The sequence below is a fragment of the Pseudomonas sp. P1_A1 genome, from assembly GCF_056406935.1.
Genome location: NZ_JBFTZE010000008.1, coordinates 184,689 through 198,580, shown reverse-complemented (window position 1 = coordinate 198,580; position 13,892 = coordinate 184,689). Strand labels below are relative to the sequence as shown.

General features: G+C 60.2%; 14 protein-coding genes. 7 read left to right on the top strand and 7 right to left on the bottom strand.

What is annotated here, in order from left to right; genetic code table 11:
• The first annotated feature begins 140 nt into the window (after positions 1–140).
• A complete protein-coding gene (locus tag AC1D2Q_RS14505) occupies positions 141–1,217 on the top strand; it encodes a 3-deoxy-7-phosphoheptulonate synthase (RefSeq protein ID WP_018929799.1) in 1,077 nt (358 codons plus the stop codon).
• A 65-nt stretch (positions 1,218–1,282) separates the two neighbouring features.
• On the opposite strand, the gene AC1D2Q_RS14500 is transcribed toward AC1D2Q_RS14505, so the two are convergent.
• Positions 1,283–1,564 (bottom strand): GNAT family N-acetyltransferase, encoded by a 282-nt coding sequence (locus AC1D2Q_RS14500; protein WP_007939987.1) that lies wholly within the window; start codon positions 1,562–1,564, stop codon positions 1,283–1,285.
• Between the two features lie 629 nt (positions 1,565–2,193).
• Here AC1D2Q_RS14500 and oprI point away from each other — a divergent pair.
• Complete coding sequence (gene oprI, locus AC1D2Q_RS14495; protein WP_002553018.1) at positions 2,194–2,445, top strand: outer membrane lipoprotei OprI; 252 nt, start codon at positions 2,194–2,196, stop codon at positions 2,443–2,445.
• A 123-nt stretch (positions 2,446–2,568) separates the two neighbouring features.
• On the opposite strand, the gene AC1D2Q_RS14490 is transcribed toward oprI, so the two are convergent.
• The 3 genes from AC1D2Q_RS14490 to AC1D2Q_RS14480 all read right to left on the bottom strand — a co-directional run bounded on the left by AC1D2Q_RS14490 (position 2,569) and on the right by AC1D2Q_RS14480 (position 4,721).
• Entirely contained in the window at positions 2,569–3,540 is a 972-nt protein-coding gene (locus AC1D2Q_RS14490) for a L,D-transpeptidase family protein (protein ID WP_477813608.1), read from the bottom strand.
• Positions 3,541–3,765: 225 nt separating this feature from the next.
• Positions 3,766–4,059, bottom strand: a complete 294-nt coding sequence (locus AC1D2Q_RS14485; RefSeq protein WP_007899882.1) for a hypothetical protein — start codon at positions 4,057–4,059, stop codon at positions 3,766–3,768.
• 56 nt (positions 4,060–4,115) lie between these two features.
• Positions 4,116–4,721 (bottom strand): arylesterase, encoded by a 606-nt coding sequence (locus AC1D2Q_RS14480; protein WP_477813607.1) that lies wholly within the window; start codon positions 4,719–4,721, stop codon positions 4,116–4,118.
• 10 nt (positions 4,722–4,731) lie between these two features.
• Between AC1D2Q_RS14480 and AC1D2Q_RS14475 the strand changes: the two genes are divergently transcribed.
• Genes AC1D2Q_RS14475 through greB form a run of 3 tightly spaced genes read left to right on the top strand, consistent with a single transcriptional unit; the run spans position 4,732 to position 8,465 of the window.
• Positions 4,732–5,415 carry an ABC transporter ATP-binding protein gene (locus AC1D2Q_RS14475; RefSeq protein ID WP_477813606.1) on the top strand — a complete coding sequence of 228 codons (684 nt, stop codon included), beginning with the start codon at positions 4,732–4,734 and terminating at the stop codon, positions 5,413–5,415.
• Positions 5,415–7,916: an ABC transporter permease gene (locus AC1D2Q_RS14470; protein WP_477813605.1), complete on the top strand. Its 2,502-nt coding sequence runs from the start codon at positions 5,415–5,417 to the stop codon at positions 7,914–7,916. The genes AC1D2Q_RS14475 and AC1D2Q_RS14470 overlap by 1 nt, the downstream gene beginning before the upstream one ends.
• A 51-nt stretch (positions 7,917–7,967) precedes the next feature.
• A complete protein-coding gene (greB, locus tag AC1D2Q_RS14465) occupies positions 7,968–8,465 on the top strand; it encodes a transcription elongation factor GreB (RefSeq protein ID WP_007939982.1) in 498 nt (165 codons plus the stop codon).
• 33 nt (positions 8,466–8,498) lie between these two features.
• Here greB and AC1D2Q_RS14460 read toward each other — a convergent pair whose 3' ends face one another.
• From AC1D2Q_RS14460 to AC1D2Q_RS14450, 3 genes are all read right to left on the bottom strand, one after another.
• Positions 8,499–8,807 (bottom strand): hypothetical protein, encoded by a 309-nt coding sequence (locus tag AC1D2Q_RS14460; RefSeq protein WP_007939981.1) that lies wholly within the window; start codon positions 8,805–8,807, stop codon positions 8,499–8,501.
• 261 nt (positions 8,808–9,068) lie between these two features.
• A complete protein-coding gene (locus AC1D2Q_RS14455; protein WP_018929804.1) occupies positions 9,069–9,503 on the bottom strand; it encodes a DoxX family protein in 435 nt (144 codons plus the stop codon).
• A 103-nt stretch (positions 9,504–9,606) separates the two neighbouring features.
• Positions 9,607–11,028 (bottom strand): MltF family protein, encoded by a 1,422-nt coding sequence (locus AC1D2Q_RS14450; protein WP_477813604.1) that lies wholly within the window; start codon positions 11,026–11,028, stop codon positions 9,607–9,609.
• A gap of 237 nt (positions 11,029–11,265) precedes the next feature.
• Between AC1D2Q_RS14450 and AC1D2Q_RS14445 the strand changes: the two genes are divergently transcribed.
• Both AC1D2Q_RS14445 and AC1D2Q_RS14440 read left to right on the top strand, forming a co-directional pair.
• On the top strand, positions 11,266–12,072 hold the full coding sequence (locus AC1D2Q_RS14445; protein ID WP_477813603.1) for a TatD family hydrolase: 807 nt from the start codon (positions 11,266–11,268) through the stop codon (positions 12,070–12,072).
• Between the two features lie 183 nt (positions 12,073–12,255).
• Positions 12,256–13,737, top strand: a complete 1,482-nt coding sequence (locus AC1D2Q_RS14440) for a methyl-accepting chemotaxis protein (protein WP_477813602.1) — start codon at positions 12,256–12,258, stop codon at positions 13,735–13,737.
• Positions 13,738–13,892: the final 155 nt, after the last annotated feature.

The following is a 13,892-nucleotide window of genomic DNA, read 5'->3' as shown; positions in this document are numbered from 1 at the left end:
AATGCCCATTAAACCGGTGTCTGCCCATTGTCGACCCACGGTGTAACGCGCTAAGGTTCGGCTCCCCGACGCGCTTAATTTGCTGTGCTCCGCCGCGCGGGTTCGCTGGCGGCCGGCACCCGTGACCTGACGAGTAAACGATGGCTGATTTACCGATCAACGACCTAAACGTCGCCTCCAACGAGACCCTGATCACTCCCGATCAGCTCAAGCGTGATATCCCTCTGAGCGACGCTGCCCTGCGCACCGTCACCAAGGGCCGCGAAGTCATTCGCAACATTCTTGATGGCACCGACCACCGCCTGTTCGTCGTGATCGGGCCGTGCTCGATCCATGACATCAAGGCTGCCCACGAATACGCCGAGCGCCTGAAAGTGCTCGCGGCCGAAGTGTCCGACACCCTGTATCTGGTCATGCGTGTGTATTTCGAGAAGCCTCGCACCACCGTTGGCTGGAAAGGCTTGATCAACGATCCGTACCTGGACGACTCGTTCAAGATTCAGGATGGCCTGCATATCGGTCGTCAGTTGCTGCTGGATCTGGCCGAAATGGGCCTGCCGACCGCAACCGAAGCCCTCGACCCGATCTCCCCGCAATACTTGCAGGACCTGATCAGCTGGTCGGCGATCGGCGCACGCACCACCGAATCCCAGACGCACCGTGAAATGGCTTCCGGCCTGTCTTCGGCCGTCGGCTTCAAGAACGGCACCGATGGCGGCCTGACAGTGGCCATCAACGCCCTGCAATCGGTTTCCAGCCCGCACCGTTTCCTGGGCATCAACCAGGAAGGTGGCGTGTCGATCGTCACCACCAAGGGCAACGCCTACGGTCACGTGGTACTGCGCGGTGGCAACGGCAAGCCGAACTACGATTCGGTCAGCGTCGCGCTCTGCGAGCAAGCGCTGAAAAAGGCCAACATCAAGCCGAACATCATGGTCGATTGCAGCCACGCCAACTCCAACAAGGACCCGGCCCTGCAACCGCTGGTGATGGAGAACGTCGCCAACCAGATCCTCGAAGGCAACCAGTCGATCATCGGCCTGATGGTTGAAAGCCACCTGAACTGGGGCTGCCAGGCAATCCCGAAAGACCTCGCCGACCTGCAATACGGCGTGTCGATCACCGATGCCTGCATCGATTGGACTGCCACTGAAAACACCTTGCGCAGCATGCATGCCAAGCTCAAGGACGTATTGCCTAAACGCAATCGCAGCTGATCGCTGTTTCACGCATAAAAAAACGCCAGGTTCGAACCTGGCGTTTTTTTATGCGTTGGTTTTGCTCACAGCTTGGCGGCATGCCGCTGATGACGCTCCATGTAGCGCTCCACGTAGGAGCACGATGGAATCACCGTGTAGCCCATTTCATCAGCGTATTGCAGCGCCTGCTCGGTCAGAGCCGCCGCAATACCGCGACCACGCAACGCGTTGGGCACAAAAGTGCGATAAATATCCAGGGTCTGTTTTCCCAGATCCATATAGGTCAGGTAGGCACGATAACCGTCCACAGTGGTCTCGAACTGATGACCAGCCTGGTCATGGTGGATGGACAACGCCTCGCTCATCACTACTCCTCGCGGGTCTTTAATTCTGACCCCTACCTTACCGATGTTTTTCCGGCGAAGGAACAACTACGCCACCCCGTGCCTGAATGGACACCGAGAGAGCCGCACCAATCTCGCGCAACCGAGCACGTATCAAATAGTAGGCACCATTGGCAAAAATGCTCAAGGGACGCTCGTCATTGTGCATCGGGTGGCGAGTGTTGCCGCGGATTACGCAGGGACGGCTCGACCGAACGGGTCAAAGCCTGAACATTGCCGGATATTGAGACTTAAGACGAGCGCCCTTTGTTTAAGTCACCTCAACATGGATAAAGATATGCGAGCGGCTGCGCAAAATTCGAACACAAGTGTAGACAAACCCATCTAGACGGACTTTGGGCAAGACCGAAAAACAGCTGCCGGGCCAGGGAACTTTTTCCCAACGGCTCGCTCAGTTCGGGCCTCGCAGCTGGATATTTTTTATACAACTCAGTTAAAAGTTGCTCGAAAAAGAATCAACGCCTACAATTTTTTTTGCTTCTTGCGCTACGTCAGTTTACTTACTACAAGTAATGGGTAGTATGTACGCCGGCTATTTCCTCACTCTGAGGAGACAGCTACTTAATAGAAAGTCCTTGAAGGGGAACACGATGAACAACGTTCTGAAATTCTCTGCTCTGGCTCTGGCCGCAGTTCTGGCTACCGGTTGCAGCAGCGTATCGAAAGAAACTGAAGCACGTCTGACTGCTACTGAAGACGCAGCAGCTCGCTCCCAAGCTCGTGCAGACGAAGCTTACCGTAAAGCTGATGAAGCTCTGGCTGCTGCTCAAAAAGCACAACAGACTGCTGACGAAGCTAACGAGCGTGCTCTGCGCATGCTGGACAAAGCTAGCCGCAAGTAATAATCCTTCGGGATTGTTATCAAGCCGACCCATTTTTTGGGTCGGCTTTTTTATTGCCTGGGGTTTCTGCAGGCCATAAAAAACCCGCCGATGCGGCCTGCATCGGCGGGTTGCTTCAACGCGTTACTGCTGCAGGTCGATCGGCGCAGTCGAGACCATCGGTGCCGACGTATTCGGCACGGCGATTTCCACCGGCAGGCCATCTTCAGCGGCGACCACGTCACGCACGACATCCCAGTCCATGCGCAAGTTGTTGGTGATGTCCTCGCGCTTGAGCATCGCGTTGATCACAGCGGTGTGCTTGTCGACGACCGAAGGGTTGCCCTTGTCGTCCAGCGGCGTGTGCGCTTCCAGATAAACCTTGCCGCCACTGAGGCCGAACTTGTACGGGTCGTTGATAATACGCACCGACGTCCCTACCGGCACCATGCTGGCCATTTCCAACACGTTGTTGTTGAACATGCGGAAGCAACCGTGGCTGGTGCGCATGCCAATGCCGAACTTCTTGTTCGAACCGTGGATCAGGTAGCCCGGAGTGCCCAGGGTGAATTTGAACGGCCCCAGCGGGTTATCCGGGCCGGCCGGCACTACGTTCGGCAACGGGTCGCCATCGGCGGCATGCTCGGCCTTGATCGACGCTGGAGGGGTCCAGGTCGGGTTCGGCGTCTTGGCGGTGATGCTGGTATGGGCAATCGGCGACCCCCAGCCTTCACGACCGATACCCAACGGGAAGGTGTACACCACGTTCCGGCCTTTGGGGAAGTAGTACAGGCGGTACTCGGCCAGGTTGATGACGATACCTTCACGCGGACCCGGTGGCAGGATGAAGCGCGTCGGCAGGACGATTTCGGTACCGGCGCCCGGCAGCCATGGATCGACGCCAGGGTTGGCCGCGACCATTTCCGAATAGCCCAGATCGTAGGTGGTGCCAAGGTCGGCGAAAGTGTCTTCGTACTTGGCCTTGATCACTTGCACCTGGCCGACGATATCTTCACCGGGTGGTGGCAGGGGCAACTCCAATGCTGCAGCAGGACCCGCCACGCAAAGGGCGGCAAGAGACAGGCAGCGGGTGACGGCGGGAAAGCGCGGCAACATCCGGAAAATCCTTCGCATGATCGACAAGGGTATAAAAACCCGATTGTACACCGCCGCCCGTTATTTCGGGGAGATGCAAGACCTGCGGCAAGGGGGATTGCCCCCGTTCGGCGGCGTAGCCGTCGTGAAACCGGTAAATCGCGGTGATCGGAATTTGGGCCTGCTCCGCAGTCCGACGGGGGCAAGCCCCCTCGCCACAGGCAAGCCCCCTCTCACCACAAGGGTCTACAGCTCGAACCGCAATTCAGGCCAGATCGGCGAGGTGCCGCGTTTTTGCGATTCCAGAATGGCCCGGCACAGCGAGCACAGGCGCTGGTCCTGGAACACCGTGCGATCAACGCTCGACCAGCGTGGTTGCGCTGGCAACAGGCTGCCGCACAAGGTTCGGTCCGCCGAGCCGCCCAGCTCCAGCTGACGGGTCACCAGATGCACCCGCACTTCCTGGCAGGCGAACAGATCCAGCTGTTCGTCAGGCTCGATCAGTTGATAGGCAAAAAGGGACCAGGCAGGACGCGGCATCGGGGGCTCCAAATCGGGGGCGCCACCTTAGCCGAAACGCCGCCGCTAGAAAAGCGTCAAAGCAGCGGTTTCAGTGTCGGCCAGACATTTTCCAGCAACTTGCCCTGAGCCCCCACCGCCGGGTGCAGGCCGTCGGATTGCATCAGGTCCGGATGACCACCCACGCCGTCGAGAAAAAACGGCACCAGCGGGATTTTTTTCTCGTCGGCCACCTTGGTGAAAGCCTCGGCAAATGCCTGGGTGTAACGCACACCGTAATTGGGTGGCAATTGCATACCCAGCAACAGCACCTTGGCGCCACTGATGCGGGAGCTGTCGATCATCGACGCAAGATTTTGTTGCAATTGTGTTGGCGGCATTCCGCGCAAGCCATCATTGCCTCCCAACTCGAGGATGACGAGCTCAGGCTTATGCTCTGCAAGCAGCGCCGGCAGGCGTGCCCGGCCTCCGGCACTGGTGTCGCCGCTGATGGACGCATTGACCACCTTATCGTCGAAACCTTCGTGCTTGAGCCGTTGCTCGAGCAATGACACCCACCCCAAGCGGGTATCCAGGCCGAAACCGGCGCTGATACTATCGCCAACGATCAGGACTGTACCCGCCGCTGCGTTCTGGGCCATGCACATCAAGGCCAGGCCAGCACTCAAAAACCACACACGCATCGGATTCTCCATGGGCGCAAGCATTCTCACCGCGAAGAACCTCAGCAAAGTGGTTCCCAGCGCGGAAGGTGAACTGACTATCCTGCACGAACTCAGCCTGGAACTGAACAAGGGCGACAGCTTGGCCATCGTCGGCGCCTCCGGTTCCGGCAAATCCACCCTCCTCGGCCTGCTTGCCGGCCTTGACCTGCCGAGCAATGGCGAAGTCACCCTCGCCGGGCAAGGCCTGAGCAATCTCGACGAAGATCAGCGCGCGCGCATCCGTGCCGAGCACGTGGGGTTTGTCTTCCAGTCCTTTCAACTGCTCGACAGCCTCAACGCCCTGGAAAACGTCATGCTGCCGCTGGAACTCGATGGGCGCAAAGACGCCCGCGAGCGCGCCACCGAATTGCTGCAGCGCGTTGGCCTGGGTCAACGCCTGACCCACTCGCCGCGTCAACTCTCCGGTGGCGAGCAACAGCGCGTGGCAATTGCCCGGGCGTTCGCTGCCGAGCCCGATGTGTTGTTCGCCGATGAACCCACCGGCAACCTCGACAGCCACACCGGCGAGCGCATCAGCGATCTGCTATTCGAACTCAACAAGGAACGCGGCACCACCCTGGTGCTGGTAACTCATGACGAACGCCTGGCACATCGCTGCCGGCGCCTGATCCGCCTTGAAGCCGGCCTGCTGGTCGCCCCTCTGGAGCCTTGATGGCACGCTTGCCGCTGTTGCGCCTGTTCAGTCTCGCCATTCGCCAACTGCTGCGCGATGCCCGCGCCGGTGAGTTGCGCGTGTTGTTCTTCGCCTTGCTGGTGGCCGTGGCGGCGAGTACCGCCATCGGTTACTTCGGCGCCCGCCTGAACGGCGCCATGATGCTGCGCGCCACCGAGTTTCTCGGCGCTGACTTGTTGCTGGAAGGCAGTTCGCCGGCGCGGCCGGAACAGATCAACAGTGGCATCGAGTTGGGCCTTGAACATGCTCAGGTGGTGGAATTCTCCAGTGTCATTGCCACCGACAACGGTATTCAGCTGTCCAGCATCAAAGCCGCCGATGACGTCTACCCGTTGCGCGGCGAACTGAAAAGCGCCCCCGCGCCTTTCGCGCAAGAAGCGCCCGGTGGCGGTCCGAAACCCGGCGAAGCCTGGGTTGAAGCGCGACTGCTGACTGCACTGGACTTGAAAATCGGCGACAGCATCGACGTCGGCATGAAAACCCTGAAACTGGCGCGGGTGCTGACCTACGAACCGGATCGCGCCGGTAACTTCTACAGCCTGACGCCACGGGTGCTGATCAATCTCAGCGACCTCGAGGCGACCGGCGTGGTGCAACCCGGCAGCCGGGTCAGTTACCGCGAACTCTGGCGCGGCAACGCCCAGGCGCTGGAAACCTATCGTCAATTGATCAAGCCAGGCCTGGCCGCCAACCAGCGCATCCAGGATGCCCGCGATGGCAATCGGCAGATCGGCGGTGCCTTGGGCAAGGCCGAACGTTACTTGAACATGGCCAGTCTGGTGGCGGTGCTGCTGTCCGGCGTGGCGGTGGCGTTGTCGGCGACGCGCTTCGCCACCCGCCGATTCGATGCCAGCGCATTGCTGCGCTGTCTGGGTCTGTCCCGCCGGGAAACCATGGTGCTGTTCAGTCTGCAACTGACAGTTCTCGGACTGCTCGCCAGCATCAGCGGCGCCCTGCTTGGGTGGCTGGCGCAGCTCGGGCTGTTTGCGCTGCTGCATGATTTACTGCCGACTGACGTTCCACCGGGAGGCCTGTTGCCGGCCATGGCGGGGATCGGCACCGGGCTGGTCGCGCTGGCCGGTTTCGCCCTGCCACCATTGGCCGCTTTGGGGCGAGTCCCACCGCTGCGGGTATTGCGCCGGGACTTGCTACCGATTCCCTCCAGCACCTGGATGGTTTATGGCGCGGCGTTGGGCGCCCTCGGCCTGATCATGTGGCGTTTGAGCCTGGACCTGGTGCTGACTTTCGCCCTGCTCGGCGGCGGCGTGATCGCGGCACTGGTGCTTGGCGGTTTGCTCTTGCTGCTGCTCAAGAGCCTGCGCCGGATGCTGGCCCGCGCCTCATTGCCATGGCGTCTGGGGCTGGGCCAACTGTTGCGCCATCCATTGGCGGCGGGTCAGTCCCTGGCCTTCGGCTTGATTCTGCTGTCGATGGCGTTGATCGCTTTGCTGCGTGGCGAGCTGCTCGACACCTGGCAAAACCAGTTGCCGAAAAATGCCCCGAACTATTTCGCCTTGAACATTCTGCCGGCGGACAAACAAGCCTTTAGCGATCGGTTGATGGAGCTGTCAGCTCAATCGGCACCGCTGTACCCGGTGGTGCCGGGACGGCTGATCAGCATCAATGGCAAACCGGTGCAGGAGATCGTCAGCAAGGATTCGGCCGGCGACCGGGCCATTCAACGCGACCTGAGCCTGACCTGGGCGGCGGACCTGCCGGCGGGCAACAAGCTCACCGCCGGCAACTGGTGGGATCAGCAACCGGCGGATGAAGTACCCGGTGTTTCGGTGGAAGGTAAAGTCGCCGAAAGCCTCAAGCTCAAGCTTGGCGATCACATGGTGTTTAGCGTCGGTGGGGTCAATCGGGAGGCGAAGGTCACCAGCCTGCGGGAGATCAACTGGGACAACTTCCAGCCGAACTTTTTCATGATATTCCAGCCCGGCACCTTGAAGGATTTGCCGGCGACCTACCTGACCAGTTTCTATCTGGCGCCCGGTCACGATCAGCAGATCGTCGACTTGTCCCGCAGCTTTCCGGCAGTGACCATTCTGCAAGTCGAAGCCCTGCTGGAGCAGCTGCGCAGCATCCTCGCCCAGGTAACCCTGGCGGTGGAATACGTGTTGTTGTTCGTGTTGGCGGCGGGGATGGCGGTGTTGTTTTCCGGCTTGCAGGCAACCCTCGATGAACGTATTCGCCAAGGCGCATTGCTGCGCGCGCTGGGCGCCGAGCGGCAGTTGCTGGTCAGGGCCCGGCGCATCGAGTTCGGTTTGCTCGGCGCGGTCAGCGGGTTATTGGCGGCTCTGGGTTCGGAACTGGTGAGCCTGGTGCTCTACCGCTATGCCTTCGACCTGCCCTGGCATCCGCATCCATGGCTGCTGGTGTTGCCGCTGATCGGCGCCGTGCTGATCGGCGGTGCCGGTGTGTTCGGCACGCGWCGCGCCTTGAACGCCAGCCCGCTGACAGTCTTGCGCGAGGGTTGATAAACTCAAGCACACTTGTTTGAAACCTGAACTCAACCACAAGAAGTCGCCATGAGCCGTTATCGCCCTCCCCGCACCGCCGGCACCGCGTTGATCACCCCCGAAGGTGAAGCGCGGATGCGCGCCGAGTTTCATGAACTCTGGCATGTGCGCCGACCGCAAGTGACGCAGTCGGTCAGCGAAGCGGCGGCACAGGGTGATCGCTCGGAAAACGCCGAGTACACCTACGGCAAGAAAATGCTGCGCGAGATCGACAGCCGTGTGCGCTTTCTCACCAAACGGTTGGAAGCGCTCAAGGTGGTCAGTGAAAAGCCCAGCGATCCGAACAAGGTCTACTTTGGCGCCTGGGTCACGATCGAAGACGAGGACGGCAAAGAGTCGCGCTATCGCATCGTCGGCCCGGATGAGCTGGACTTGAAACAAGGCCTGATCAGCATCGACTCACCGCTGGCCCGCGCCTTGATCGGCAAGGCACTGGACGCCGAAGTGCGAGTGCAGACACCAACCGGTGAGCAGTGCGTGTATATCGTGGCAATCGACTATTTTTGAGCCGCGGTGCTCTAAGCCGTAGCGCCCTGAGCCTCAGCAGCGGGCAATCAGCCCTTGGCGCGCGACGCGGGTCAGTTGCCTGATCACTTCAGGCGCGTCCTCGGCGCTGGGCGCCTGAATCACCGCCAGATCGAAACTGTCAGTCGCGAAACGCTCCAGCGACTCGCCATCTTCGACAAACTGGATCAGGAATGCTGCCGGACCGCCGGTGCGACGCGGCCAGCCATCGAGGTAACGCAACAGCGTCGGCTGATGTTTACCGCCAAGCAGGATTTTTGGATTGCGCTGGGTGAGATGTGCCGTGATCGGCGCGGGGCGTACAACGGGGTTCAATGCATTCATTGTGTCGTGTCTCTGCCTCAAAAGTCTGCATGGCAGGTGAGAGGCAACACCGAACCAGCGCTTTAGCGGTATTTCGAAGCCTGTTTCAAGCTTCTATCGGCAACTGAATGAGTCACCTGGCGCCCCGCAAGTAGCTGTTTAAATCGGCGCATGAGCAGCATCCTAGAGAAGCTGACCGGACAGTGTCAAGAATCACCAGCAACAAAAAAAGGCCCGCACAGTGCATCACACTGCGCGGGCCTTTTCGTTGAGCCAGAGCGGTCAGTCGGCGATGGCGCGGTCGACCGAGAGCTTGCCTGCGCCTTCGATCAGCACTGCGAGGCTGCCACCGAGCAAGGCCAGGGCGAATTCATAACCGTTGTTGGCCATGAACAGACCGTTGCTGATGTGCACCGAGAAAATCGCGACCAGCGAGAGGAAGGTCAGCCCCAGCGCCGCCGGGCGTGCCAGCAGGCCGATGATCAGCGCCAGACCGCCGAAGAATTCAGTACCACCGGCCAGGATCGCCATCAGGTGACCGGGTGCCAATCCAATGCTTTCCATGTATTGCGCGGTGCCGGCAATGCCGTAGCCGCCGAATGCCCCGAAGAGTTTCTGTGAGCCGTGGGCCGCGAAGATGATGCCGACGAAAATCCGCAGAATCGTCAGGCCGTAGCCAGCGCGGGTAGACAGTACCTTGTTGATCAGTGTGCTCATGCTGTGTCATCCATTGTGAGAGTGTGTTGGTTGGTCGCTATATTAATCGGTTTATCTCATGTTAAAAGCGCAAAAAACGCACCATAACAATCAGATTAGTCGATCATTTACGTAAGGCAACTTTCTGCCCCTGAGGCTCCAACGATTCCCGCTCCCGATCGAACGCCAGGTAATACTTGTTCACGCTATTAACATAGCTGACAGCCCCCATTCCCACCTGCTCCATGGCGATGCGCTCAACCTGGAAAAACCACTGATTAGGATTCAGACCGCGCCGCCGAGCCTCGGCGCGCATGCCCTGGACTCGCTCCGGTCCCATGTTGTAGGCCGCCAGCACGAACGCCATGCGTTCGCGCTCGTTGAGTTTGGGGCTGGCAAAGAATTTGCGGCGGATCATCGCCAGGTACTTGGCGCCGGCCTGCACATTGGCATCGAGATTCTGAATGTCACTGACGCCAACCCGTTGGGCGGCGGAGGGTGTTATTTGCATCAAGCCGGTGGGGCCACTGCCATTTCTGGCGGTGGGTTGCAGCGCCGATTCCTTGAAGGCCAGCGCTGCCAGGTTCAGCCAGTCCATGTCCTGGGCTTGAGCGTGTTTTTGCAGCACCGGTCGAAGTTTTTCCAGACGCTGACGATCGGCCTTGGCCAAGGGATAGTGCACTTGATACAGGCGCCGATAGATCCGCAGGAACGCCGCATCCTGGTCCGACGGTTGCTTGTAGGTGGTCAGGAAGCGGTCGATGCTCGCCCGCAGCATCGAGGCGTCGCGGCGTACGAACCAGTATTCCTCGCCCGGCTCATTGATGAGCACCTGTCGATCGAAGCGCAACTTGGGCAGGATCTTGCCCCAGCGCTCGGCGATCGGTTGCTCGACGATGGTCAGATGGAAGATCCCGCCCTGGACCATTTCCAGCACGTCCTCGACGGCCAGGCTTGGGTCGACCCACTCGATCTTCACCGGGGGCAGTTTGTGCAGCGCGAGCTTCTGATTGATCTGGCTGACCGCATCCCCGGCAGCACTGCCGGTGGGCAGCGCGAGGGTTTTACCCGAGAGTTGTTCGAGGTGGGTGTAACGTCGCTCGCCTTTGATCCCCACCAGCAGCAACGGCACGTTGCTGGCAATCGGCTCACTGGTGCTGACCGCGTGCCCCGATTGCGGATCAAGCAATTCCCCCGGCGCGACCAGATCACCCTCCCCGCGCTGCAACGCGCCGAGCAGTTGATCCTTGGCTTTGGGAATGATCTTGAGGGTGATTTCCTGGCCGTCACGGGCGTGGCCATTAAGGTATTGCTCGAAAGCCCGCAGGCGGTGGTATTCGACGCCGATGGCCTGGCCCTGGACTTCGCCCGAGCTGTTGCGGCTCTGGTTGACCAGCACCCGCAGCACACGGCTGCTGCGAATCTCCGTCAGGTCGCGGACCTTGGCTGCCGGTACGGCTTGCAACGGTCCGGCCAGACGCGCAACCGCCGGCATCGGCAGCAGCAACGAACAACACAGCAGTAACAAAACCGAGGGACGTGTCATCCACTCTCCGGAAAGAATACTGGCCAACCTCATGAGTGATTTCATGACATCGGGCAACAGAAACAGAGCGCTTGAAGCGCTGATAAAGTGCGAGAGAGTGGCACAGTGATGGCAAATCTACCAACCCCGACCTGCCTCGCGGCCTCAACAGACAGCTTTAACTCGTTGTAGTTCTTGGTTTTTCTTATAAATCTACAGCTCTGATATGCTTTCCGGCCTTTGGTCCGAGGTAGCACCATGCAACTCATCGATATCGGCGTCAACCTGACCAACCCCAGTTTTGCCGACAAACACCAGGCTGTACTCGACCGTGCCTACGCTGCCGGGGTCTGCCAACTGGTGCTTACCGGGACCAGCGTCGAGGGCAGCGAACAGGCGCTGGAACTGTGCCGGCAACTGGACGAAAGCGCTCAACGACTGTTCGCCACGGCCGGCATTCACCCGCATTCAGCCAGCGACTGGAACGCCGACAGCGCCCAGCGTCTGCGCAGTTTGCTCAAGGAGCCGAACGTAGTGGCCGTGGGTGAATGCGGCCTCGATTTCAATCGTGATTTCTCGCCCCGCCCGCAACAGGAAAAAGTCCTCGAAGAACATCTGGCAATGGCGGTCGAACTGCAACTGCCGGTGTTCCTGCATGAGCGCGACGCCAGTCAACGACTGCTGGAGATCCTGCACGATTACCGCGATCAATTGCCGGCCGCCGTGGTGCACTGCTTCACCGGTGAAAAGAAGGCGCTGTTCAGCTATCTCGATCTGGACTTGCACATCGGCATCACTGGCTGGATCTGCGACGAACGCCGGGGCACGCACCTGCATCCGTTGGTCAAGGAGATTAAACGCGGCCGCTTGATGCTGGAGAGCGACGCGCCGTATCTGCTGCCCCGCAGCTTGCGCCCCAAGCCGAAGAACGGTCGCAACGAGCCGGCGTATCTGACTGAAGTGTTGCGTGAAGTGGCGTTGCATCGCGGGGAAAGCATGGAAGATCTCGCCGCCCACAGCACCGCCAGCGCGCGGGCGTTCTTTGGCTTGCCTGAGCTCGCGTGATGCCTGGAAAGATCGCAGCCTTCGGCAGCTCAGAGAACCGCGATCGGCGTAGGAGCTGCCGCAGGCTGCGATCTTTTTCATGCAGCAAAGAATCTGTTGACCCACATCAAATGCAGTCCCCCTGAGTAGCGGCACAATACTGGCACCTTGCCAAAACTGTTTCCGCTATCAGAGAAGACCTCCATGGGTGCCTGGCTTAGCAATATCTCGCTGAAATACAAATTCTGGGCGGTCAACGCCGTCGCCTTTGTCACCACCCTGTTGCTGGTGCTGTACGCCGTGCAGCTCGAACAACAGGCCCGCAGTCACGCCGCGCAAGTATCGGCCCAGGCCCAGGCACGATTGCTCAATGCCTGGCCCGTCGGGCAGCCGCTGCCCAAGGCCGACAACCTGCTGACCTTCAATCATGGGCAGGCGCCTTTACTGAACGGGCAACCGCTGCTGGAACTGACCGATACCCTCGGTTGGGTCCAGATCAATGCCATGCCGCTGTTCGGGGAAAATCCGTTGATGGGTGCCGAGGTGTTCGCTCGTCCCGACGGTCAACAGGTCGCGGTCGTTGCCTACAGCCCGAGCCTGAGCCAGGTGTTCGGCGAGCGCTTCACTCACTACGCGGTAGCGGTGTTCATCCTGATGCTGGCGATGCTCGGCGCATCGCAGCTGTTGATCCGCTTCCTGCTCAGCCAGCTCAACACCTTGAAAGACGTGATGCTCCACGTCGAGAAAAGCGGCGATCTGTCGGCCCGTGTGCCATTGGCCTGCAAAGACGAAGTCGGACAGATGGCCAATGCCTTCAATGCCATGCAGGCCGGCTACCAGCGGGTGGTCAACACTGTCGCCAGCACCGCCCGGCAACTGGACGTCGGCGCCGCGCGACTGGCCGCGAGCATGAACGAGGTGCGTCACGGCATGCTCGGCCAGCAAAGCGAAACCGATCAGGCCGCCACGGCGATCAACGAAATGACCGCTACGGTCCATCACATTGCCCAACACGCCGGCGCCACCCGCGACCTCTCACAAACCGCCGACACCCTGGCCGGCAGCGGTCAGGAAGTGGTGACTCGGGTACAGAAATCGATTGGCGGGTTGTCCACCGGCGTGCAGCAAACGGCCGAGATGATTCAGCGCCTGGCCGAGGACAGCCAGAAGATCAACGGCGTGGTCAACGTGATTCACAGCATCGCCGAACAAACCAACCTGCTGGCCCTGAACGCGGCCATCGAAGCGGCCCGGGCCGGTGAGATGGGTCGCGGGTTTGCAGTGGTCGCCGATGAAGTGCGCAACCTGGCCAAACGGGTCCAGACGTCCACCGACGAGATCACCACCATGGTTTCAGCGCTGCAGGCCGGGACTCGGGACGCGGTGGATTTCATGCAGGAAAGTTCGTACAAGGCGGACGACTGCATGCAACAGGCCCAGGAAGCCAGTGTGGCCCTGGCTGAAATCACCGGTGCGGTGGCGCAAATGCGTGAAAGCAATACGCAGATCGCGGTGGCGGCCGAGCAGCAGAGTCATGTGGCGGAGGAGATGAATCGGGCCGTGGTGAGCATTCGCGACGTGACCGAGAACACCGTGAAGCAGACCGTGAACTCAGCGATTACCAGCAATGAATTGGCGATGTTGGCCGGGGAATTGAGCAAGGCCATCGGGCAGCTCAAGCTTTGAGATAGCTAAAAGATCGCAGCCTGCGACAGCGCCTACAGGGGACCGCTATCGGCGTAGGAGCTGCCGAAGGCTGCGATCTTTTTTGCCCATCACACCTATCGCGCCGATAGCCAGCCTTGATTCGCCGACGGCTTTCGCCCGACCTATTCTTTGTT

What these genes read in the sequence shown, in the direction of transcription:
- AC1D2Q_RS14505 (WP_018929799.1), top strand. Translation starts at nt 141, where the DNA reads ATGGCTGATTTACCGATCAACGACCTAAACGTCGCCTCCAACGAGACC.
- AC1D2Q_RS14500 (WP_007939987.1), bottom strand. Translation starts at nt 1,564, where the DNA reads ATGAGCGAGGCGTTGTCCATCCACCATGACCAGGCTGGTCATCAGTTC.
- oprI (WP_002553018.1), top strand. Translation starts at nt 2,194, where the DNA reads ATGAACAACGTTCTGAAATTCTCTGCTCTGGCTCTGGCCGCAGTTCTG.
- AC1D2Q_RS14490 (WP_477813608.1), bottom strand. Translation starts at nt 3,540, where the DNA reads ATGTTGCCGCGCTTTCCCGCCGTCACCCGCTGCCTGTCTCTTGCCGCC.
- AC1D2Q_RS14485 (WP_007899882.1), bottom strand. Translation starts at nt 4,059, where the DNA reads ATGCCGCGTCCTGCCTGGTCCCTTTTTGCCTATCAACTGATCGAGCCT.
- AC1D2Q_RS14480 (WP_477813607.1), bottom strand. Translation starts at nt 4,721, where the DNA reads ATGCGTGTGTGGTTTTTGAGTGCTGGCCTGGCCTTGATGTGCATGGCC.
- AC1D2Q_RS14475 (WP_477813606.1), top strand. Translation starts at nt 4,732, where the DNA reads ATGGGCGCAAGCATTCTCACCGCGAAGAACCTCAGCAAAGTGGTTCCC.
- greB (WP_007939982.1), top strand. Translation starts at nt 7,968, where the DNA reads ATGAGCCGTTATCGCCCTCCCCGCACCGCCGGCACCGCGTTGATCACC.
- AC1D2Q_RS14460 (WP_007939981.1), bottom strand. Translation starts at nt 8,807, where the DNA reads ATGAATGCATTGAACCCCGTTGTACGCCCCGCGCCGATCACGGCACAT.
- AC1D2Q_RS14455 (WP_018929804.1), bottom strand. Translation starts at nt 9,503, where the DNA reads ATGAGCACACTGATCAACAAGGTACTGTCTACCCGCGCTGGCTACGGC.
- AC1D2Q_RS14450 (WP_477813604.1), bottom strand. Translation starts at nt 11,028, where the DNA reads ATGACACGTCCCTCGGTTTTGTTACTGCTGTGTTGTTCGTTGCTGCTG.
- AC1D2Q_RS14445 (WP_477813603.1), top strand. Translation starts at nt 11,266, where the DNA reads ATGCAACTCATCGATATCGGCGTCAACCTGACCAACCCCAGTTTTGCC.
- AC1D2Q_RS14440 (WP_477813602.1), top strand. Translation starts at nt 12,256, where the DNA reads ATGGGTGCCTGGCTTAGCAATATCTCGCTGAAATACAAATTCTGGGCG.